The 19550-nt window shown below is 67.8% G+C and carries 21 protein-coding genes; 9 read left to right on the forward strand and 12 right to left on the reverse strand.

All coding sequences use genetic code 11. The features are described from left to right. Complete coding sequence (gene cysW / locus ABW16_RS15000; protein WP_047319971.1) at positions 1-813, forward strand: sulfate ABC transporter permease subunit CysW; 813 nt, start codon at positions 1-3, stop codon at positions 811-813. Next, positions 810-1850 (forward strand): sulfate/molybdate ABC transporter ATP-binding protein, encoded by a 1041-nt coding sequence (locus ABW16_RS15005; RefSeq protein ID WP_047319972.1) that lies wholly within the window; start codon positions 810-812, stop codon positions 1848-1850. Before cysW ends, ABW16_RS15005 begins: the two co-directional genes overlap by 4 nt. 16 nt (positions 1851-1866) lie before the next feature. Here ABW16_RS15005 and ABW16_RS15010 read toward each other — a convergent pair whose 3' ends face one another. From ABW16_RS15010 to ABW16_RS28115, 6 genes are all read right to left on the reverse strand, one after another. Continuing rightward, positions 1867-3504: a diflavin oxidoreductase gene (locus tag ABW16_RS15010; protein WP_200900670.1), complete on the reverse strand. Its 1638-nt coding sequence runs from the start codon at positions 3502-3504 to the stop codon at positions 1867-1869. Then, the gene (locus ABW16_RS15015; protein WP_230987502.1) at positions 3501-4313 is read right to left on the reverse strand and encodes an iron reductase; all 813 of its coding nucleotides are present in this window, start codon (positions 4311-4313) and stop codon (positions 3501-3503) included. Before ABW16_RS15015 ends, ABW16_RS15010 begins: the two co-directional genes overlap by 4 nt. Positions 4314-4418: 105 nt before the next feature. Next, on the reverse strand, positions 4419-5150 hold the full coding sequence (locus ABW16_RS15020; RefSeq protein ID WP_047319973.1) for a sirohydrochlorin chelatase: 732 nt from the start codon (positions 5148-5150) through the stop codon (positions 4419-4421). Beyond that, complete coding sequence (locus tag ABW16_RS15025) at positions 5129-5860, reverse strand: phosphoadenylyl-sulfate reductase (RefSeq protein ID WP_047319974.1); 732 nt, start codon at positions 5858-5860, stop codon at positions 5129-5131. The genes ABW16_RS15020 and ABW16_RS15025 overlap by 22 nt, the downstream gene beginning before the upstream one ends. After that, on the reverse strand, positions 5857-7536 hold the full coding sequence (locus ABW16_RS15030; RefSeq protein WP_047319975.1) for a nitrite/sulfite reductase: 1680 nt from the start codon (positions 7534-7536) through the stop codon (positions 5857-5859). Before ABW16_RS15030 ends, ABW16_RS15025 begins: the two co-directional genes overlap by 4 nt. Before the next feature lie 113 nt (positions 7537-7649). Then, on the reverse strand, positions 7650-7820 hold the full coding sequence (locus ABW16_RS28115) for an Ms4527A family Cys-rich leader peptide (protein ID WP_350355354.1): 171 nt from the start codon (positions 7818-7820) through the stop codon (positions 7650-7652). A 118-nt stretch (positions 7821-7938) separates the two neighbouring features. On the opposite strand from ABW16_RS28115, the gene ABW16_RS15035 reads away from it, so the two are divergent. From ABW16_RS15035 to hemW, 3 genes are read left to right on the forward strand one after another with little or no spacing between them, the layout of a single operon-like run. Continuing rightward, positions 7939-8478, forward strand: coding sequence for a hypothetical protein (locus ABW16_RS15035; RefSeq protein WP_230987504.1), 540 nt, complete (start codon positions 7939-7941; stop codon positions 8476-8478). After that, positions 8475-8870 carry a transglycosylase family protein gene (locus ABW16_RS15040; RefSeq protein ID WP_047319976.1) on the forward strand — a complete coding sequence of 132 codons (396 nt, stop codon included), beginning with the start codon at positions 8475-8477 and terminating at the stop codon, positions 8868-8870. Before ABW16_RS15035 ends, ABW16_RS15040 begins: the two co-directional genes overlap by 4 nt. 49 nt (positions 8871-8919) lie before the next feature. Further along, positions 8920-10101, forward strand: coding sequence for a radical SAM family heme chaperone HemW (gene hemW, locus ABW16_RS15045; protein WP_047319977.1), 1182 nt, complete (start codon positions 8920-8922; stop codon positions 10099-10101). A gap of 18 nt (positions 10102-10119) precedes the next feature. Here the strand turns inward: hemW and ABW16_RS15050 are convergent, their stop codons facing one another. Then, positions 10120-10392, reverse strand: a complete 273-nt coding sequence (locus ABW16_RS15050) for a hypothetical protein (protein ID WP_412178212.1) — start codon at positions 10390-10392, stop codon at positions 10120-10122. 525 nt (positions 10393-10917) lie between these two features. Here ABW16_RS15050 and ABW16_RS15055 point away from each other — a divergent pair. From ABW16_RS15055 to ABW16_RS15070, 4 genes are all read left to right on the forward strand, one after another. Beyond that, a complete protein-coding gene (locus ABW16_RS15055; RefSeq protein ID WP_047319978.1) occupies positions 10918-11943 on the forward strand; it encodes a Rieske (2Fe-2S) protein in 1026 nt (341 codons plus the stop codon). Then, positions 11940-12434: a hemerythrin domain-containing protein gene (locus ABW16_RS15060; RefSeq protein ID WP_047319979.1), complete on the forward strand. Its 495-nt coding sequence runs from the start codon at positions 11940-11942 to the stop codon at positions 12432-12434. The genes ABW16_RS15055 and ABW16_RS15060 overlap by 4 nt, the downstream gene beginning before the upstream one ends. A gap of 67 nt (positions 12435-12501) precedes the next feature. Further along, positions 12502-13848 (forward strand): salicylate synthase, encoded by a 1347-nt coding sequence (locus ABW16_RS15065; RefSeq protein WP_047319980.1) that lies wholly within the window; start codon positions 12502-12504, stop codon positions 13846-13848. Between the two features lie 69 nt (positions 13849-13917). After that, positions 13918-14187, forward strand: coding sequence for a metal-sensitive transcriptional regulator (locus ABW16_RS15070; RefSeq protein WP_047319981.1), 270 nt, complete (start codon positions 13918-13920; stop codon positions 14185-14187). A 25-nt stretch (positions 14188-14212) separates the two neighbouring features. Here ABW16_RS15070 and ABW16_RS15075 read toward each other — a convergent pair whose 3' ends face one another. The 5 genes from ABW16_RS15075 to ABW16_RS15095 all read right to left on the reverse strand — a co-directional run bounded on the left by ABW16_RS15075 (position 14213) and on the right by ABW16_RS15095 (position 19439). Next, positions 14213-15112 (reverse strand): MerR family transcriptional regulator, encoded by a 900-nt coding sequence (locus ABW16_RS15075; RefSeq protein ID WP_047319982.1) that lies wholly within the window; start codon positions 15110-15112, stop codon positions 14213-14215. Next, positions 15109-16578 carry a flavin-containing monooxygenase gene (locus ABW16_RS15080; protein ID WP_047319983.1) on the reverse strand — a complete coding sequence of 490 codons (1470 nt, stop codon included), beginning with the start codon at positions 16576-16578 and terminating at the stop codon, positions 15109-15111. Before ABW16_RS15080 ends, ABW16_RS15075 begins: the two co-directional genes overlap by 4 nt. A gap of 1 nt (position 16579) precedes the next feature. After that, entirely contained in the window at positions 16580-17500 is a 921-nt protein-coding gene (locus ABW16_RS15085) for a hypothetical protein (RefSeq protein ID WP_047319984.1), read from the reverse strand. A gap of 11 nt (positions 17501-17511) precedes the next feature. Then, the gene (locus tag ABW16_RS15090; protein ID WP_047319985.1) at positions 17512-18378 is read right to left on the reverse strand and encodes an SDR family NAD(P)-dependent oxidoreductase; all 867 of its coding nucleotides are present in this window, start codon (positions 18376-18378) and stop codon (positions 17512-17514) included. Positions 18379-18518: 140 nt separating this feature from the next. Then, on the reverse strand, positions 18519-19439 hold the full coding sequence (locus ABW16_RS15095) for a hypothetical protein (protein ID WP_047319986.1): 921 nt from the start codon (positions 19437-19439) through the stop codon (positions 18519-18521). Positions 19440-19550: the final 111 nt, after the last annotated feature.

Consider the following 19550-nt stretch of genomic DNA (forward strand, 5'->3'; position numbering starts at 1 on the left):
ATGACGTCGTCACGGAAAATCCGCTACCTGCTCCGCTTCCTCGCGGTGGCCTACATCGGCCTGCTGCTGATCGTCCCGGTGTCGTTGATCCTGTGGCGCAGCTTCGCGCCCGGGCTCGGACAGTTCTTCGACTACATCTCCACACCGGCAGCCATCTCGGCGCTGCAACTGTCGCTGCTGGTGGTGGCGATCGTGGTGCCCCTGAACGTCATCTTCGGTATTCCGACAGCATTAGTATTGGCTCGCAACAAGTTCCGCGGCAAGGGCGTGCTTCAGGCGGTCATTGACCTGCCATTCGCGGTCTCGCCGGTGATCGTCGGTGTGGCGCTGGTGGTGCTGTGGGGATCCGCGGGGCTGCTGGGCTTCGTGGAGAACGACTGGGGTTTCAAGATCATCTTCGGCCTGCCGGGCATCGTGCTGGCCAGCATCTTCGTCACGCTGCCGTTCGTGATCCGGGAAGTCGAACCGGTGCTGCACGAACTGGGCACCGATATGGAGGAAGCGTCGGCGACGCTGGGTTCGAGTTGGTGGCAGACGTTCTGGCGGATCACGCTGCCATCCATCCGCTGGGGGCTGACGTACGGGATCGTGCTGACGGTGGCGCGCACGCTCGGCGAGTACGGCGCGGTGTTGATCGTGTCGTCGAACCTGCCCGGAAAGTCCCAGACGCTGACACTGCTGGTGTCCGACCGTTACAACCGCGGCGCCGAATACGGCGCCTACGCCTTGTCCACACTGCTGATGACGGTGTCGGTGTTGGTCTTGATCGTTCAGGTGGTGCTCGACGTGCGGGCCGGAAAGGGAAACAAATGAGCAACGCAATCACGGTGCGCGGGGCGAACAAGCGCTACGGCGACTTCGTCGCATTGGACAACGTCGACTTCGCGGTCCCGTCCGGTTCGCTGACGGCGCTGCTCGGGCCCAGCGGCTCGGGCAAGTCGACTCTGCTGCGGGCCATCGCCGGCCTGGACCACCCGGACAGCGGGACGGTCACCATCAACGGAGTCGACGTCACCGGGGTTCCGCCACAGCGGCGCGGGATCGGGTTCGTCTTCCAGCACTACGCGGCGTTCAAGCACATGACGGTGCGCGACAACGTGGCGTTCGGGCTCAAGATCCGCAAGCGGCCCAAGGCCGAAATCAAAGAAAAGGTGGACAACCTGCTCGAAGTGGTGGGGCTCAGCGGTTTCCAGACCCGCTACCCCAACCAGCTGTCCGGCGGTCAGCGCCAGCGGATGGCCCTGGCGCGGGCCCTTGCGGTGGATCCGCAGGTGCTGCTGCTCGACGAGCCGTTCGGGGCGCTGGACGCCAAGGTCCGGGAAGACCTGCGGGCCTGGCTGCGCCGCCTGCACGACGAGGTGCACGTCACCACGGTGCTGGTCACTCACGACCAGGCCGAGGCGCTGGACGTCGCGGACCGGATCGCCGTGCTGAATCAGGGCCGCATCGAGCAGCTCGGCACCCCGACCGAGGTCTATGACGCGCCGGCGAACGCGTTCGTCATGTCGTTCCTGGGAGCGGTGTCCTCGCTCAACGGAGCCTTGGTCCGTCCGCACGACATCCGGGTCGGCCGTACCCCCGACATGGCGGTGTCCGCGGCAACGGTAGACGGCGCCGACGGGGTCGGGGTGCTGCGTGCCACCGTCGACCGGGTGGTGACGCTGGGCTTCGAGGTGCGGGTCGAGCTCACCAATGCCGCGACCCAGGTGCCGTTCACCGCCCAGATCACCCGCGGGGACGCCGAGGCGCTCGCGTTGGCCGAGGGGGACACCGTTTACGTGCGGGCCACCCGGATCCCGCCGTTGAGTGACGTGGCGGCGGTGGGCGCGGCGGTACCGGCGTCAGGGTAAGCCGACCCTGCGCCGGCTAGTAGACATCCCGCAGATAGCGGTGGGTCTTGATGAGCTGGTTGACATAGGCGTGCGCCGCAGCGGTGTTCATGTTGCCGGCGCTGGCCACGATGGCGTGCAGTGCGGCGTCGACGTCCTTGGCCATACGTTCGGCATCACCGCAGACGTAGAGCTGCGCACCCTCTTCGAGCCAGCTGAAGAGCTCCGTCGAGTTCTCCCACATGCGTTGCTGGACATACCGATTCGGTGTGTCGGTGGCGCCGTCGCGGGAGAACGCGAGGTCGAGCCGGGACAGCACCCCTGACCTGAGATGGTCCTCGAACTCGTTCCGGTAGAGGAAGTCGCCGGCTCTGCGCCGATTCCCGAAGAAGAGCCACGAACGTCCCTTGGCGCCGGCGGCGCGGCGTTCTTGCAGGAACGCGCGAAACGGCGCCACCCCGGTCCCGGGGCCGATCATGATGACGGGCACATCGGGTCCGGGCAGTCGGAAGGAATGGTTGGGCCGCAGGTGTACTCGCACGGTGTCGGCGCGGTCGGCCAGGAACGAGGTAGCCACGCCGCCATAGTGGCGGTCTGCGAGGGCGTAACGCACGGTCGCGACGGTCAGGTGCACGTGGTCGGGGCTGACCAGTGGGCTCGAGGCGATCGAGTAGTCGCGGTACTGAAGCGGACGCAACGTGTCGATCACCTCGTCCGCGGTCAGCGTGCCCAGTCTGATCAGGTCGAGCACGTCTCTGCCGTAGAGCCAAGAGTCCTGTGCCGCATCGGCATTCCCGCCCAGCGCAGCTGCGGCATGCGCGTCACGGGTGCGTGCGGCCGTCAGCTCCCGCAGTGCTCGCGACGGCGTCCGTATCTCGAGGTGATGGGTCAGCAGCACACCGAGGGGCTCGTCGTGGCCGGGCACGGTGTGTTCGGGGCCCAGCCCGAACTCGGCCAAGATGGCGTCGACCAGAGCGGGATCGTTGGTCGGATGCACGGCCAGGGAATCGCCTGCGGCATAGGCGATGCCGGAGCCGGTGAGGTCCAGCTCGTAGTGGCGGACCTCTTTGTCGGATCCGGGCGCGGTGAGCAGCTTGTTGACCATTACGCGGGCTTCGAAGGGGCGATCTCGGTCGGGGTTGTTCGGTGTGGCCTGCTCGGGGGAGTGCGCGGCGCGGCTCGATACGACGACGTCCCCACCGGGGGCGGTGTGCTCGGCGGTCAGGAGCTTGACGATGTCGGTCGTCCAGGCCGCGGCCGGCTTGGCATAGGAGCCGTCGATGTCGACGCGTTCGGCCAACCGGGTGGCGCCCAACTGCTTCAGCCGTGCGTCGAGCAGTCGGCCGGCGTTGCAGAACAGGTCGTAACCGGTGTCGCCGAGGGCGAGCACCGCGAAACTCAGGTGTTCCAGGCGGTCGGCGGTCTCCGCGCTCAGGGCCTCCCAGAACAGCGTGGCGTTGTCGGGAAACTCGCCGTCGCCCCAGGTCGAGGTGACGACGATGAGGTGGGTGGCCGAGTGCAGGTCACTGATGTCGACCTGATTGAGCTCGACGGCTTCGGCGCTGAGACCGGTGGCTTCTTCGAATGCCTCGGCGAACGACATGGCGGCGTCTTCGGCGTTGCCCATGTCGCTGCCGTAGCCGACCACCATCGAGAAGTCGGGGCCGGTGTTCACAGCCGTTGCCCGCCCGAACTCGAAGCGGTGCCGGTGGGGACCCGACGGGGGGCTGTCTTCGGCTGGAAAGCCGGCATGGCGGGCCCCCGCACCGGTAGGCCGAAGCCGACCATCGCGTCCAGGATGGCCTGACTGCGCCGGAAGCTGACGGCCTCGTCCTGCTCGGTGCGGCGTGGCAGCTGGTTTGCCGCGACCACCACCGTCGATCCCAGGAGCTGCCACATCGACGCGATCGAGATCGCGCCCTCGCACACCGCATGGAGCCAGACGAACAGCGGCGCCAAAGTTCGGTGGCAGCGGTGGGCCGCCCAGGTGGTCAGGGCCGATTCGCTGGGCAGCACCACCACCGTGTCGGTGTGGCCGCGCTCGCCCTTCTCGTGGATCCAGGGGTCGTCGGGAAGCACGCGCACGGTCGGGTCGACAACGGCCACCCAGTCGATGTCGTTGTCGCGGTCGAAGTGCACCCACAGGTTCTCCAGGCCCGCGTCCCACGCGCGTCCCTCGAGTAGCACCAGCGGAAGGAGCCGCCCCAGCACTTCGTGGACCAGCCGCGCGGCCAGGACGTTTCCTGCCGCGCGTGGGTCTGTCATGGCGGCGGTCTCATCGAAGCGGACCCGCAGGCGATCGATGGTGAAAACCGAATCCAACGGGAACCATCGGCGCTTGTTGACGTCAGCGAGAACCGCGACACCGTAGGTTCGCGGGCAATGCGGATGGAGCTGGCGAAGCCTGGTACAGGATTCGTGCAGCGCGAACCGCCGACGAATTACCATTCTCGCGATAAGGGGATCCTCGCCCGTGGACGTCACCCAAGCTCCTTACGTAGGTTAGGCTAACCATACTAAGGGTGAAGGGTGGTGATGAGCGCTGTGACGGGTCTCACTGCGGAGCGGTCGCTGGCGAACCGCCGTCCGTCAGGCGGCGGCCCGCGCCCTCAGGACGTCTTCCACGCGGTCCAGCACGGTCGCGGCCACCAGGCGGTGCGCGCCGAGCGGCTGGGCCATCGTGATCCCCGCCTGTGCGGCGTAGGCCGCGACCCGGTCGGTGATCCTGCCGTGGGCCAGGAACCACGGGGCGATCATCAGCTTGGTGGCGCCACGTGCCCGCAAGCGTTCGACGGCTTCGGGCACCGACGGCTGGGGGCCCTCGGTGGCGAAGGCGACTTCCACTCCGGCCCAACGTGTTCCGCGAGACAGCGGAGCTGCGATCGTGGCGGTCTGGGCATTGGCCGCCGCACGCGAGGAGCCCACCGCGACCACCACCACACCCAGCTCCGGGTCGAATCGCGAGGCACCGGCGCTGGTCAGGCGTTCGCCGAGAACCTGCACCAGACGGCTGTCCTCGCCCAGCGTCGGAGCCACCCGCAGATCAACGCCGGACTCCGCGATCATCGCCGGAATATCGACGCGGGCGTGGTAGGCACTCGCCAACAGCAGGGGGGCCACGATCGTGTCGCCGGTGGTCTCACGCAGCACATCGCGCAGGTTCGGGGTGCTGTGTTCGCAGAACGCCACCCGCACGGCGTATTCGGGCGCCACCCGGCGCAGGTGCCCGGCGATCGCACGGGTGTTGGCCGCCGAGCGTGGATCCCGGCTGCCGTGCGCGGTCAGTACCAGCGTGGTGGTCACGAGGCGTGCAGCCCGCATTCGGTCTTGGCCAGGCCGGCCCAGCGTCCGCTGCGCGGATCGGCACCCGCCTCCGGCTTGATGGTGCACGGCGCGCAGCCGATCGACGGGTAGCCCTCATCGATCAGCGGGTTGACCAGCACGTTGTTGGCGATGATGTAGGCGTCCATCTCGTCATCGGTCCACGCGGCGAGGGGGTTGACCTTCACCAGACCGAACTGCTCGTCGAAGCTGATCAGCGGGGCGTTGGCACGCGTCGGCGCCTCCACCCGGCGCAACCCGGTGACCCACGCCGAGTAGCCGCGCAGCGTGCGAGACAGCGGCTCGACCTTGCGCAGCCGGCAGCACAGCGCCGGATTGGACCCGAACAGGTCTTTGCCGTGGGCGGCGTCCTGCTCCGCCACCGTCTGCTCCGGGGTGACGTTGACCAACGCGATGTCGTACATCGCCTCCACCGCATCGCGGGTGCCGATGGTCTCGGCGAAGTGGTAGCCGGTGTCGAGGAACAGCACCGGAACCCCGGCGCGGACCTTGGCCGCCAGGTCCACCAGCACCGCGTCGGCCATGTTGGAGGCCACCACGTAGTTGCAGGTGGCGCCACCTCGGGGGCCGTTCACCCCGCCGAAGTTCGCATCCGTCCACTCCAGCAGCTCGGTGGCGCTGGCGCCGTCGAGCTCGGCCGCGCCCTGGGCGGCCAGCTCACGCAGCTCCGCTTCGCTGTGGGGCCTCATCGCAGATCGTCTTCTTCGGCACGCACCGCCCACTGCGCGAAACGCTCACCGGCGCTGCGTTGTTTGATGAAATTACGGACCACCCGTTCGATGTAGTCGCCGAGTTCGTCGCTGTAGACCTTGTGCTGGCGCAGCTTGCGGCCGAACCCGCTGTCGGCGCCCAGGCTGCCGCCGAGGTGCACCTGGAAGCCGGGGACCGAGTTGCCGTTGCCGTCGTCGATCATCTGACCCTTGAACCCGATGTCGGCCACCTGGATCCGAGCACATGAGTTCGGGCACCCGTTGATGTTGACCGTGACCGGCACGTCCAGGACGGCGTTGAGGTCGTCGAGGCGTTGCTCGAGCTCTGGGACCAGGCTCTGGGCCCGCACGCGGGTCTCGACGAACGACAGTTTGCAGAACTCCAGCCCGGTGCAGGCCATCAGGTTGCGCCGCCACGGCGACGGGTTGGACGGCAGGCCCAGCGCATCCAGCTCCGCCACCAGGCCGTCGACCTTCTCGTCGGGAACGTCGAGGATGACCAGCTTCTGGTAGGGCGTGAACCGGGCCCGGTCGGAACCGACCTGCTCCATCAATTCCGCGACCTTGAGCAGCGTCTCGCCGTTCACCCGACCGGAGATCGGGGCCACCCCGACCGCGTTGCGGCCATTGCGGGTCTTCTGCACCCCGACGTGGTCGACGGTCGCGGTGGGCTGTGCCGCCGCCGGCCCGTCGATCAGCGGGCGCTTGAGGTACTCGGTCTCGAGAACTTCGCGGACCTTCTCGACGCCCCAGTCCTTGACCAGGAACTTCAGCCGGGCCTTGGAACGCAGCCGGCGATAGCCGTAGTCACGGAACAGGCTCGTGACGGCCTCCCAGACGTCGGGCACCTCGTCCAGCGGCACCCACGCGCCCAGGCGCTGGGCCAGCATCGGGTTGGTGGACAGGCCGCCGCCGACCCACAGGTCCAACCCGGGGCCGTGCTCGGGGTGGTTGACGCCGATGAAGGAGATGTCGTTGATCTCGTGGGCGACGTCCGGCAGACCGGAGACGGCGGTCTTGAACTTGCGCGGCAGGTTGGCGAATTCCGGGTTGCCGATGTAGCGGCGGACGATCTCGTCGAGTGCGGGGGACGGGTCGAGCACCTCGTCGAGCGATTCCCCGGCCAGGGGCGAGCCGAGCATGCCGCGCGGGCAGTCGCCGCAGGCCTCGATGGTCTGCAGCCCGACCGCATCCAGGCGGTTCCAGATCTCCGGGACGTTCTCGATCTCGATCCAGTGGTATTGCAGGTTGTTGCGGTCGGAGATGTCGGCGGTGTTCCGCGCGAAGTCGACCGAGATCTGACCGAGGGTCCGCATGGCGGCGGCGGACATCGGCTTGCCGTCGCAGCGCACCCGCAGCATGAAGTAGGGCGCCTCGAGCAGGTCGGCGTTCTCGTCGCCGGTGAAGGTGCCGTCGTAGCCCTGCTCACGCTGGGTGTAGAGGCCCATCCAGCGGAAGCGGCCGCGCAGGTCGTCCTTGGTGATGCTGTCGAAGCCCTGCTTGGAGTAGACGTCGAGGATCCGGGCCTGCACATTGAGGGCCGGGTCTTCCTGCTTGAACTGCTCGTTGTGGTTGGCCGGTTCGGTTTCGCCGAGCGCCCACTGGGCCTCACTGCGCTTAGCCCGGGCCGGGGGAGCGGATGGAGTGGCGGTCATCGATTCTCCTTCAAAGAGGAGCCGGCGGGATTGAGCGCAGTTCACCGGCGACTGTCTCCGGCGGCGCAGATCCGGCGGCCAGCTGGAAAGTACAGGTGGGCGGTTCTACGACATCAAGGCAGACAGCGACAGCTGCAGACACGCTTGAAATCGATATGCCGCCGAGCCACCAGGGCAACCCCAGACGAGGTGCAGTAGGCGGCGGTCACACCGGCGATTATGCCATGGATGCCGAAAATCTTCCTTACCGGCGCAAAGTTGTGATCATCGTGAGCAAAACTCATCTGGGGCTCGACGTCGCGGCGGTCGGCCCGGGGGAGCGGATCGGAACGGCTCGGGGGCGATGCACCCGGGTACCGGGCCGCCGCAGACGGTCAGCCGATCGGAAGGCGGGTGGGACAGGTGAGTGTCGACTTCGGATGGGATCCGGCGTGGGAACCATTGCCGGTGGCCGACCCGCCACGGCGTACCAGCGGCCGTGCCCAGCTGCGGCGCTGGCTGGCCGTGACGACGCTGGCGGCCACGGTCGGTTGCGGCGGATGGCTGGCGATCCAGCATTATCAAACCCACCTCGCCGGTGAGCAGGCCCTGGAGGCGGCCGAGGCATATGTGTTGCGACTGAGCAATATCGACGCCGACAACATCGATCGCGACTTCGCCGACATCACCGACGGATCGACCGGCCAGTTCCGGACCATGCACACCCGTTCCAGCGTGCGGTTGCGTCAGCAGTTGATAGACAACAGGGCGACGGCGCGCGGGCACGTCGCCGAGGCGGTGCTGAAATCCGCCGACCGTAACCACGCCGTGGTGGTGCTGCTGGTCGACCAGGCGGTGCGTAACGCCGACAATCCCGAACCCGTGCTCGACCACAGCCGGATCCGGATGACCATGGACAAGGTCGACGGACGCTGGCTGGCCAGCAAGGTGGAGTTGATATGAGGAAGTTCACAGCGCTGACGGCGGGCGTGCTGCTGGTCGGCGCCGCCGAATTGTCCGGCGCGGCCAGCGCCGACCCGATCGACTGGGAAGCCATCGCCCTCTGCGAGTCCGGCGGGAACTGGTCGGCCGATACCGGTGACGGTGGTTACGGCGGGTTGCAGATCAGCGTCGCGGACTGGGACGACAACGGCGGGGCGGGGCTGCCCTCGCAGGCGTCGGCGCAACAGCAGATCGCCGTCGCCAAGCGCATCATGGCCAACCGGGGGCCCGGGGCCTGGCCCGGGTGCGTGTCGCGCGGCGGTGCCGCCGCGGCTGCTCCGGTCGGTTCGCTGACCCACTATGTGACGGCGCTGTCCGAGGACACACCGGGGACCGGCGCGCGATCCGACTGAGGCGCTGACGAACGGCGCCGCCCGCGCCGGCGTGGGATGATCGGGCCCCATGACGCCGACTCCGACTGCCGTAGCGCTGCCCGACGTGGCGCCGGCCCGGCGCGGCCACGACGGCCCGTTCGGGGTGTACGTGCACGTGCCGTTCTGTTTCATCCGGTGCGGCTACTGCGACTTCAACACCTACACCCCGGCGGAGCTGGGCGGCGCGAACCCCGACGCCTGGGTGGCGGCGCTGGACAAGGAACTGGAGCTCGCGGCCGCCCGGCTGGGCAGGCAGCGGGCCGACACGGTTTTCGTCGGCGGCGGCACCCCGTCGCTGCTGGGCGGGGCGCGGCTGGCGCGTGTGCTCGACCATGTCCGCGAACACTTCGGACTGGCCGACGACGCCGAGGTCACCACCGAGGCGAACCCGGAGTCGACGTCGCCGGAGTTCTTCGAGTCGATCCGCGCCGCGGGCTACACCCGGGTGTCGCTGGGCATGCAGTCGGTTTCGCCGCGCGTGCTGGCCACCCTGGACCGCATCCATTCGCCGGGCCGGCCGGTGGCTGCCGCGCGCGAGGCGCGGGCCGCGGGCTTCGAGCACCTCAACATCGACCTGATCTACGGCACCCCGGGCGAGACCGATGACGATCTGCTGCGTTCGGTGGAAGCGGCGCTGGAGGCGGGCGTGGATCATGTCTCGGCCTACAGCCTGATCGTGGAGGACGGCACTGCACTGGCCCGTCGCGTGCGGCGCGGGGAACTACCCGCACCTGAGGGTGATGTGGCGGCGCACCGCTACGAGCTGGTCGACGGCCGGCTGCGGGCGGCCGGGATGGACTGGTACGAGGTGTCCAACTGGAGTCGGCCCGGCGCGGCCTGCCGGCACAACCTGGGCTACTGGGGAGGTGGCCGGTGGTGGGGTGCCGGCCCGGGCGCACACAGTTACGACGGCGCGCTGCGCTGGTGGAACGTCAAGCACCCCAACACTTACGCGCAGCTGCTGGGGGACAACGCACTGCCGGTGGCCGGCTTCGAGGAGCTCTCCGCCGCCGACCGTCACACCGAGGACGTGATGTTGCGACTGCGGATGCGCGACGGGCTGGCGCTGGCGGTCCTGGATGCCGAGGAGCGCGAGCGCGCCGCGACCGCGGTCAGCGACGGCTTGCTGCACACCGACGGTGAGCGGCTGGTGCTCACCGATCGCGGTCGGCTGCTGGCCGACGCGGTGGTGCGGTCGCTGCTGGGCTAGTGGCGATCCGGGCGCCGATCAGCCGCTGAACCAACCGCGGTTGCCGTCCCAGCTGCCGCAGATGCCGTTGAAGCAGCCGTGGCCGAATCCGCCCTGGCCGGGGACAAAGCCACCGCAGCCCTGCCAACCGGCGTCATGGCCACAGCCGCTTCCCCCGCCGTTGCCGTCGGGGCCGCCGGAACCGTGCGGTTGGGCGACCGCGGTCTGGCCTGGCGTGCCCGCCGAACCGGTCATCAGCATCACGCCTGTCGGGGCGAGCGCGATCGCCGCGGCGGCTGTCGCTACGAACATCGATCCCACGAGTTTGCGAATACTTAGCATGCCTCTATAGTCCGCGCGGATGGTGGCGTTGCCAACCGTTGTGTGCGGACCGATACCGAATTGTGAACGCCTGTAACGCATCACTGCGATCCGGTCGCTGTGGTCGGTGTCACTGATTCGGCGGGTGGACCGCAGGGCCAATCAATAAACCGCAGATGCGGTTATATGCCGCTCCACAGCACTCGCGTCTCCCGCAGGTAAATCGTTGCCAACACATTCACAGCTATCTTGTCTTGGTATTGCCAGGTCTGTGTTGGGGGTCGCCTGCCACTGCTCAAAATGGCATCGAATGCGATGCCAAAAAACAGGTTTGGGGAACAGGCCGGACCTACGGTGGAGTTATCGCGCAACGGAAGTCAGGCGTTCGCAGCAATATCGTAACCCGTTACTTGTAGTAAATCGTACATGCGGATACGCTCCGGGGTGTAGCTCCGCAAACGAGGCTGCAAACGGGGCTGCAATCGGGTTAGCCCAGAGGTGGATGGAGGCGACGGGATGGCAGTTCAACGGGTGCGAGGCGCCGAGGACCGGGCGCACGGGGCCGGCGGCCGAGTGCTGGAAGTTCTTGGACGACAGGAATGGATGGACCGGCCCAGCTACCGGCTGGAGAACGTGCTGAGCTTCGTGTTCAACGCCTTCGGCGGGGCGCGGAACCGGGTGACCAACTTCTTGAACGGCGTGTGGTTGGGGCACCCCGTGCATCCGCCGCTGGCGTCGCTGACCACCGGCGCCATCGGGACTACGGTCGCCTTGGACGCGCTGAGCCTGCTGCCGAGCAAGTCCGCGACGGAAATGCTTGACGCGTCCCGGTTCGCCCAGCGCGCCCTGAGTCTGGGGATTGCGGCCAACTTGGCTTCGGCGGCCACCGGGGTCACCGACTGGCAGCACACCCACGAAAAGGACCGGCGGATCGGGCTGGTGCACGGCGTGCTGAACCTCGTCGCCACGGGCCTGTACATCCAATCCTGGCGGGACCGGCGCCGTGGACGGCACCTGCGGGGCGTCATCACCAGCGCGGTCGGCTATGGCATCACCTCCGCCAGTGGATTCCTGGGCGGCGCACTGGTGTTCGGCTCCGGGATCGGTATCGACCAGTCCGGTGAGCGGCTGCGCATCGACGACTGGACGCCGGTGCTCCCGGAGGCGGAGCTTCCCGCCGGCAAGAAGCTCAAGCGGGTCGAGGTCGACGGGGTCGGCGTGGTGCTGTGCCGCGACGGCGACAACGTGTCCGCGTTCGCCGGGCTGTGCCCGCACCTTGCCGCGCCGATGGAGGACGGCTGGCTCGACCGCGGCAGGGTCGTCTGCCCGTGGCACGGCTCGCAGTTCGACGTCCAGACCGGTGCCGTGGTGCGCGGACCGGCCGCCGCTCCACTGCCCCGCTACCAGGCGCGGGTGCAGGACGGGATGGTCGAGCTGCGCGACGGCGTGCCGACGCCACTCGGTGAGGGCCGGGTGAAATACCTCGCTCCGCAGACCCTGGAGTGCCCCGAAATCGCGGAACAGAAGGAGATTGCACAATGAGTGACGCTTACACCGTCTTGCGGAACCACCACAACGTGCTGCGCGGATTGGGATCCAAGCTCAAGGCCGCCCCGGTTGGATCGGACGAGCGGCAGGAGACCCTCGACAAGCTGCTGCGAGAGTTCACCATCCATATGAAGATCGAGGACGGCATCTACTATCCGGCGCTGGCCGCGGCCAGCCGGCTGATCGCGATCGCACACGCCGAGCACCGGCAGATCTACGACCAGCTCGCGGTTGCATTGCGGACTCCGACCAGCTCACCCCGGTATGTGGACGAGTGGAATTCCTTCCTCACCGTCCTGGAAGCGCACGCCGACGAAGAGGAGCGCGACCTGGTGCCTCCGCCGGCGCCGGTCGACCTGACCGACGCGGAGTTGGAGGACCTGGGCAATCGGATGGCCGCGGAGATGGAACGTCAGCGCAATTCCAAGTTCGAACAGCTGCACGTGAAAGCGCGAGCGAGACTGCTGGCCCTGCTGCCTGGCTGAGGTTGCGCACGCGGGTTCGCGGGGCGAGGCGCACATCACTTGGTAGGTTAGGCTACATTTACTAACCGTGTCCGAAGTCGGTGTAGAAACGGTTTCCGAAGCCGCGTTGTCGGTGCCGTTGCCGCCGGGCGTCGAGCCGGCTGACCTGGCCGCCGCGCTGGCCGTGGAACTGCCGGAACATGACGCTCAGGAGTACCTGCTCTACGAGCGCGCCGGAAGTTGGACGTTGGCCGCCGGTGTGCGCGCTGCCGTTGAGCTGGACAGCGACGAGCTGCGCACGGTCCGCGACGGGGTGGTGCGTCGCGAACATTGGCGGGGCCGGCCGGCCGCAGTGCTCGGTGAGGCAGTGGACCGGTTGCTGCTCGAGGCCGCCGAGGTATTCGGCTGGGTGGCCTTCGAATTCGGCACCTACCGATTCGGGTTGCAGGACCGGTTGGCGCCGGGCACCGCGCTGGCGCGGGTGTTCTGGCCGCAGACCCGCATCGTCGTCACCGCCGAGACAGTCGAGCTGTTCGGACACAGCGACCGCGCAGTCGCGGTGCTGGAGCGGCTGTTGGCCGACGGTGTTCCCGCGCTTGCCGAGCCGTCGCCGATTGTGGTCGACGCCGACGGTGCCGGCTATCGCGATCGGGTGGCGACCGCGGTCGAGGAGATCCGCGCCGGCAGCTACCGCAAGGTGATCCTGTCGCGTTGCGTCGACGTGCCGTTCGCGCTGGACTTCCCGTCGACCTACCGACTGGGCCGGCGCCACAACACTCCGGCTCGGTCATTCTTGCTGCGGCTGGGCGGGATCCGGGCGCTCGGGTACAGCCCGGAGCTGGTGGCCGAGGTGCGCGGCGACGGTGTGGTGGTCACCGAGCCGCTGGCCGGGACGCGCGCACGCACCGGCGATCCCGCGATCGACGCAGCGGTTCGAGCCGACCTGGAATCCGATGCCAAGGAGATCGTGGAGCATGCGATCTCGGTGCGCACGTCGGTGGACGAGATCACCGAGATCGCCGAGCCCGGCACTACCGTCGTCGCGGACTTCATGACTGTGCGGGAGCGGGGCAGCGTCCAGCACCTGGGGTCGACGGTGCGCGGGCGGCTGGATGCCGCACGGGACCGGATGGATGCCCTGGAGGCGCTGTTCCCTGCGGTCACCGCGTCGGGGATCCCGAAATCGGCGGGAATCGACGCCATCCTGCGGCTCGACGAGTGTCCACGGGGCCTGTACTCCGGCGCGGTGGTGATGTTCTCGGCCGACGGCGGGCTGGATGCCGCGTTGACGTTGCGGGCTGCCTACGAGGGCGGCGGGCGTTGCTGGCTGCGGGCTGGCGCGGGTGTCATCGCTGAGTCGCGGCCCGAGCGGGAATTCGAGGAGACCTGCGAGAAGCTGGCCACCCTGGCGCCGTATCTGATCGCCGACCGCTGAATCTGCGGCCCGCCCTGCTGTTGGGATACCCTGTAGGGTATAACAGGCAGCTCGGGGAGAGGACCTCACGTGCTTGATGACGAAGACAGCGTCAAGTCGGTGTTGAACCGGCTGCGCCGTGCGCACGGCCAGCTCGCCGGAGTGATCGCGATGATCGAGGGCGGCCGCGACTGTAAGGATGTGGTCACCCAGCTTGCGGCGGTCTCGCGCGCCCTGGATCGGGCGGGCTTCAAGATTGTCGCGAGTGGGCTTCGCGAGTGCCTGTCCGGTGAATCCGCCAGCGGCAAGGCGCCGCTCTCTGAGGACGAACTCGAGAAGCTGTTCCTCGCGCTGGCCTAGGGAGACCCGTACCCGCGACGCGGCGTCAGTGCAACAGCGACTCGGTGAGCAGGCCGCTGACCATCGACTCGATGGTCGATTCGATCGACGAGGCCAGGGTGGCGGTGACCGAGGCGACGGCCTGGGTGCGGAACCGCACCAGCATGCCGATCAGCTCGGCGATCTCGGTGTCGGCCGGCAGCGGTGCACCGGGCTGGACCCTTTTCAGCACGTGTTCGGCGCCGGCGCGCACCAACATCTGGCTGATCGCATCGATGTGCGGCAGCGTCTCCTCGTAGAGGTCGATGAGCTTGTCGATGGCGATGCCGTAGCCGCGGACCTCGTTGAACGCTTCGATCAGCTTGGGCCGGGTAATGGTGGCCAGGGAGTCGTCGGCCTCGTGGAGGCGGATCACGCCGAGTTCCACCAGCCGCCGCATGGCCGGTGGGTCGCCGATTCGCCGCTCGGCCTCGGCGCGCGGCATGGTTTCGGGCCGTTCCGTGGTCCAGGAGCCGGCGATCGCGCTTTCCAGGCCCAGGATGTCGCCGAGGTCCTTGCCCTGCTCCCAGGCGCCGATCATCTCTTTGACGTGCGCGATGGTGTAGCCACGGTCGAGCATCGAAGTGATCAGCCGCAGCCGGGTCAGGTGGGTGTCGTTGTACAACGCGATCCGCCCGACCCGTCGCGGCGGCGGCAGCAGATCCCGGTCCCGATACACCCGCACGTTGCGGGTGGTGGTGCCGGCCAATCGGGCCAGGTCGTCGATCCGGTACTCCCGGGACGCCGTGTTGCCGCCCGGTTGGCGCACCACGATCTCGAAGAGCTGGGTCACCGCGGCCTCGATCACCTCGCGGGACTCGCGCCGCACCCGGCGGGGGACCCGCCGCAGATTCGCCAGCACCCCGGCGATGGAGTCGGGCTTGGCGGGACGATCCGGTGCGGTCATGCCACCGCGTGGTAGTCGGCGAGGCGGAAACTGCGCATCTGCCGAAGATACTGGGTTGCGAACCCCGGGTACATCGACGCGTTGAAACCGTCTTCGGTCAGGTACCAGCTGCGACAGCCCGACATCCAGGTCGTCTTGCCCAGTCGCCGCTGGATCTGCTCGTTGTGGCGGCGTTGCACGTCGTCACGCACGTCCAGGTAGCGCAGGCTTCCCCTGCGGATCGCGCGGACGGCACGCACCACGTAGTCGATCTGGCCTTCGACGTAGACCAGCAGTGAGTTGTGGCCCGGCCCGGAGTTGGGGCCGGTCATGAAGAACAGGTTCGGGTAGCCGTGGGCCTGAATGCTCTTGAAGGCCTGGCCGCCGCCGCTCCAGTCCGCGGCCAGTGACCGGCCGCCCAGCCCGGTGACCGGAAACGGCGGGCCGGTCAGGTGCACGTCATAGCCCGTCGCGAACACGATGGCGTCCAGGTGGTGCTCCACGCCGTCGCTGGTGCGGATGCCGGACGGGCTGAGCGTCGCGATCGGCCAGGCGATCAGCTTGCAGTTGTCGCGCTGCAGCGCCGGGTAGTAGTCGCTGGAGATCAGCATGCGTTTGCAGCCAGGGGTGAAGTCCGGGGTGAGCTGGCGACGCAACCACGGATCCTTGACCGTCGCGCGCAGGTGGGCCTTGCCCAGTTGGGCCACCAGGCCGCTGAGCGGGGTGTTCCACACCAGCGCGGTGGCGCTGGCCTCGTGCCCCCAGAACAGCGCCTGGCGGGCGAGTTGTTGGGCGGCGGGAACTTTGGCGAACAGCTCCTGCACCGCGGCCGGCATGGCCACGTCTAGGCGGGGGATCACCCAGCCCGGAGTGCGCTGAAAGACCTTGACGAACCCGGCCCGCTCGACCAGCTCCGGGATGATCTGCACCGCGCTGGCGCCGGTGCCGACGACTGCGACCCTCTTGCCGGTGAAGTCGTAGTCGCTGTCCCAGCGAGCGCTGTGGATCTTGTGGCCGGTGTAGCTCTCCAGGCCGCGGATGGCGGGGAAGCTGGAGTCCGGCAGCGGCCCGGATGCCAGCACCACGGTGCGGGCCCGAAACTTCGTGCTCCCGGCCGACACCGTCCAGACGCCGGCACCCTCATCGAACGCCAGCCCGGTGACATCGGTGCCGAACCGGATGTGGCGGCGCAAGTCGAACCGGTCGACCATGTCCTCGATGTGGGCACAGATCTCGTCGGCCGACGGGTAGGCCCGCGACCAGCCGGGGTTGGCGACGAAGGAGAAGGAGTACAGCAGCGACGGAATGTCGCATGCCGCACCGGGATAGCGGGTGTCGCGCCAGGTGCCGCCGACCCGGTCACTGCGCTCCAGGATGATGATCTCGTCGGCGCCGGCGAGGCCCGCCTCCGTCAGTTTGATCGCCGCGCCTATTCCGGTGAACCCGGCGCCCACGATCAGCGTCTGGTAGATGTGCGCGCGCGCCACCTCAGGCCGCCGGTTCGTGGGTGAGCTCTTTGAACCAGCTCGGGATGGGCTTGAGCAGCCGCTTGGGGTAGAAGCCGGAGAGCCACACCGCCGGATTGGCCAGCAGATGGTACGGGCTGTTCGGGTTGGCCATCCAGCCTGAGTAGCGCTTGATCACCTGGTAGGCCGGCACCCGCCGGGTGTGTTCGCCGCGTTCGCCGAACTGAGTGAAACGCATCAGTGCCGAGTACAGCCGCTGGGGATCCAGTCCCATGCCGATCACCTCGTTGCGGATCCGGGTGAGCAACGGGATCGAGATCAGCGCCCCGACGATCAGTGAGGGGGAGGCGACGGTGCCGACGAACTCGATCGCCAGCCTGCGGGCGTCGGCGTGTCCAATCAGCTCCAGCACCTCGAAATCGACCGCGATGTGCCGTGATTCGTCGTTGTTGATCTTCTCGAACACCTGGTGGCACACCGGGTCGTCGACCTCGTCGAGCAGGAACTTGAGCAGCGCGCCGTCGAGTGCGACTTCCAGCATCGGGATCACCGTGCCCAGCACCGACAGCGGCAAGTCGTCGGAGTAGTCGTCCAGCCACTGCATGGCCAGCCGGATGTTCACGTTGGGCTCGGGTATCTCGCCGTCTTCGAGCATGCCCCAGCGCTTCATCAGCGCCAGCTCGGCATTGGCGTGCCGTTGCTCCTCGGCATGGAAGTACCGGTAGATCTCGGCCAGCGTCGCGGTGGGCGCCTTGCGCGCCATGGCCGCGAAGCCGCGGGCGCCGATGTTCTCGATCCAGCATAGGTCGGCCATGAACTTCTTGAGTTCGGGCGCCATCTCGGGACGGATCAGCTCGGCTCCCGGTGCGTCCCAGTCGATATCGGCCAGCGCCCACTGCCGATCCTTGATCTTGGCGAGCATGACGTCCATGTCGAGAGCCATCTGCTTCTCCTTCAGTCGGCCCGGCCCGGTAGTGCTGCACTGGCACGGAATGCCAGTCCGATGGTTCGGGTGAAGGTCTCCGGCGCGAAACGTTTGATGTTCCAACCGATTTTGGCGTCCAGCTGCGGCATGCAGTACAGCCCGCCGCGGTCGTGGGTGTCCAGGCAGTCGCGGGCAACGCGCCCAGCGGAGAGCCCGGTCCAGCGCATCAACAGGTTGGCGGCGTCGCTGGATTGGGCTGTGATCCGGCCGGATTCGACGATGTTGGTCTTGACGAACGTCGGGCACAGCACGGTGACCCCGATGCCGGTACCGGACAACTCGGCGGCCAAGGTCTCCGACAGTGACAGCACACCGGCCTTGCTGACGTTGTAGGCCGCCATCTCCGGGGCGGCGCCGAAGGACGCCGCCGAGGCGACGTTGATGATGCCGCGGGGTTGACGGGGTTGCTCCGGGCCCGCTTCCCGCAGGATTGGGGTGAAGACGTGACAGCCGTGGATCGGGCCCCACAGGTTGATACCGAGCGTCCAGTTCCAGTCGTCCAGCGACATGGTGCCGATCGGCTCTCCGCCGGCGCCGACGCCGGCGTTGTTGATCACCAGGGTGGGCGAGTGGCCGAACCAGGACTGTGCGGCGTCGGCCAGCGCGGCGACGTCGTCGACTTTCGCGACGTCGCAGTGCACGGCGGTGGCGCGGCCGCCCGTGCCCGTAATGGCCTCGACGGTGCGTTGGGCGGCGTCATCGTCGATGTCGCTGCAGACCACGGCGCTGCCGCGGCGGGCGAGTTCGATGGCGAATGCGGCTCCGATGCCGCTTCCTGCGCCGGTGACGACGGCGGAGGCCCCATGGCTGCGTTTGGGGGATCGGCCAAGGATCATGTGACTGAGTCAACAGTCAATGGTGCCATTAGTCAATGGCAATGTTTTGAGCCGGGCCCGGGCCCGAGGGGGCCCGAACCCGGCTCTCGTGCACGCGCGGGCTGGAGTTGCCTCCAGCCCGCGCGAGACGGGTGGTGCTACTAGTTGAACAGGCCGTCGAGCCAGCCGAAGTCGAGCAGGCTGGCGGCCGCGGCTGCGTCACCGGGGTCGGCGTCGACCGGGATGGTCGAGGTCAGCGCGTCGGCGATCTTGCCCGGCAGGAAGTCGAGGAAATACGACAAGGTGCCCTGCTCGGTGAGCAGGCCCCACCACTGGCCGGTGTTCTCGCCGGTTTCCGAGTCCCACGTGATGTAGCCGTTGAGCAGTGCGTCGAGCGGGTCTTGCGCCGTGTGCTCGATGCCGTCGGGCACGCCGGTCAGGTTTTCCGACAACGCGAAGGTGAAGCCGGTGATCGGCTCGTACAGGTACTTGGCGGTGGTCTTCCAGAAGTTGAAGTCGCCGAAGACTTCCTGCACGGCCGCCCAAACATGGGTCAGGTCGGCGCCGATGCCCATCACGCCGGGCACGAACTCGCCGGTGCCACGGACGGTGTGGTCGAAGAGCGGCTGGAAGATGCCGTTCATGTTGTACAGGATGTCGTTGTTGATCGCGTTCCAGGCGCTGAGGGTGTCGCCCTGCTGGAGGAACTCAGTGACCTGCGGGATCAGGTTCTCCAGGCCGATGACCCGGCCGCCGCCGGACCACATGATCTCGAGGCCATCCTGCACGCCGGCGAAGCTGTCGCTGGCGACCTGGCCGTAGTAGCTGCCCAGCTCGCCGAGGGCGGTGAAGATCGGGTTCGGGCCCGTCAGCAGGTCCATGATGTGGTCGAGGTTCTCGCCAGTGGTGGCGGTGAGCTCGACGGCGGGCTGCTGGGCGACCGCGCTGATCATCGGGGCGACCGGGTTGACGGCGATCACGCCGGCGCCGGCCAGGGCGACACCCGCGGCCAGGAGGCCCGTGGCGCGGGTGTTAAATGCGGTGCCGCGGTCGGTCGAACCGTCGGCCAGGGCGAGCTGCATTGCTTCTCCTTATCGTTACCTCATCTGATGTGAGGTTTCTGTCTATGTAGAACGCCGGCTAACGTTAACCATAAGAGCGACATCAGGCAAGCCTTGCCTTACCTCAAGTGT

Source organism: Mycolicibacter heraklionensis (assembly GCF_001021505.1).
GTDB lineage: Bacteria > Actinomycetota > Actinomycetes > Mycobacteriales > Mycobacteriaceae > Mycobacterium > Mycobacterium heraklionense.

Excerpts from the sequence above, each read along its gene's own strand:
- cysW (WP_047319971.1), top strand. The coding sequence starts at position 1 with ATGACGTCGTCACGGAAAATCCGCTACCTGCTCCGCTTCCTCGCGGTG.
- ABW16_RS15005 (WP_047319972.1), top strand. The coding sequence starts at position 810 with ATGAGCAACGCAATCACGGTGCGCGGGGCGAACAAGCGCTACGGCGAC.
- ABW16_RS15020 (WP_047319973.1), bottom strand. The coding sequence starts at position 5,150 with ATGCGGGCTGCACGCCTCGTGACCACCACGCTGGTACTGACCGCGCAC.
- ABW16_RS15025 (WP_047319974.1), bottom strand. The coding sequence starts at position 5,860 with ATGAGGCCCCACAGCGAAGCGGAGCTGCGTGAGCTGGCCGCCCAGGGC.
- ABW16_RS15030 (WP_047319975.1), bottom strand. The coding sequence starts at position 7,536 with ATGACCGCCACTCCATCCGCTCCCCCGGCCCGGGCTAAGCGCAGTGAG.
- ABW16_RS28115 (WP_350355354.1), bottom strand. The coding sequence starts at position 7,820 with ATGAGTTTTGCTCACGATGATCACAACTTTGCGCCGGTAAGGAAGATT.
- ABW16_RS15040 (WP_047319976.1), top strand. The coding sequence starts at position 8,475 with ATGAGGAAGTTCACAGCGCTGACGGCGGGCGTGCTGCTGGTCGGCGCC.
- hemW (WP_047319977.1), top strand. The coding sequence starts at position 8,920 with ATGACGCCGACTCCGACTGCCGTAGCGCTGCCCGACGTGGCGCCGGCC.
- ABW16_RS15050 (WP_412178212.1), bottom strand. The coding sequence starts at position 10,392 with ATGTTCGTAGCGACAGCCGCCGCGGCGATCGCGCTCGCCCCGACAGGC.
- ABW16_RS15055 (WP_047319978.1), top strand. The coding sequence starts at position 10,918 with ATGGCAGTTCAACGGGTGCGAGGCGCCGAGGACCGGGCGCACGGGGCC.
- ABW16_RS15060 (WP_047319979.1), top strand. The coding sequence starts at position 11,940 with ATGAGTGACGCTTACACCGTCTTGCGGAACCACCACAACGTGCTGCGC.
- ABW16_RS15075 (WP_047319982.1), bottom strand. The coding sequence starts at position 15,112 with ATGACCGCACCGGATCGTCCCGCCAAGCCCGACTCCATCGCCGGGGTG.
- ABW16_RS15085 (WP_047319984.1), bottom strand. The coding sequence starts at position 17,500 with ATGGCTCTCGACATGGACGTCATGCTCGCCAAGATCAAGGATCGGCAG.
- ABW16_RS15090 (WP_047319985.1), bottom strand. The coding sequence starts at position 18,378 with ATGATCCTTGGCCGATCCCCCAAACGCAGCCATGGGGCCTCCGCCGTC.
- ABW16_RS15095 (WP_047319986.1), bottom strand. The coding sequence starts at position 19,439 with ATGCAGCTCGCCCTGGCCGACGGTTCGACCGACCGCGGCACCGCATTT.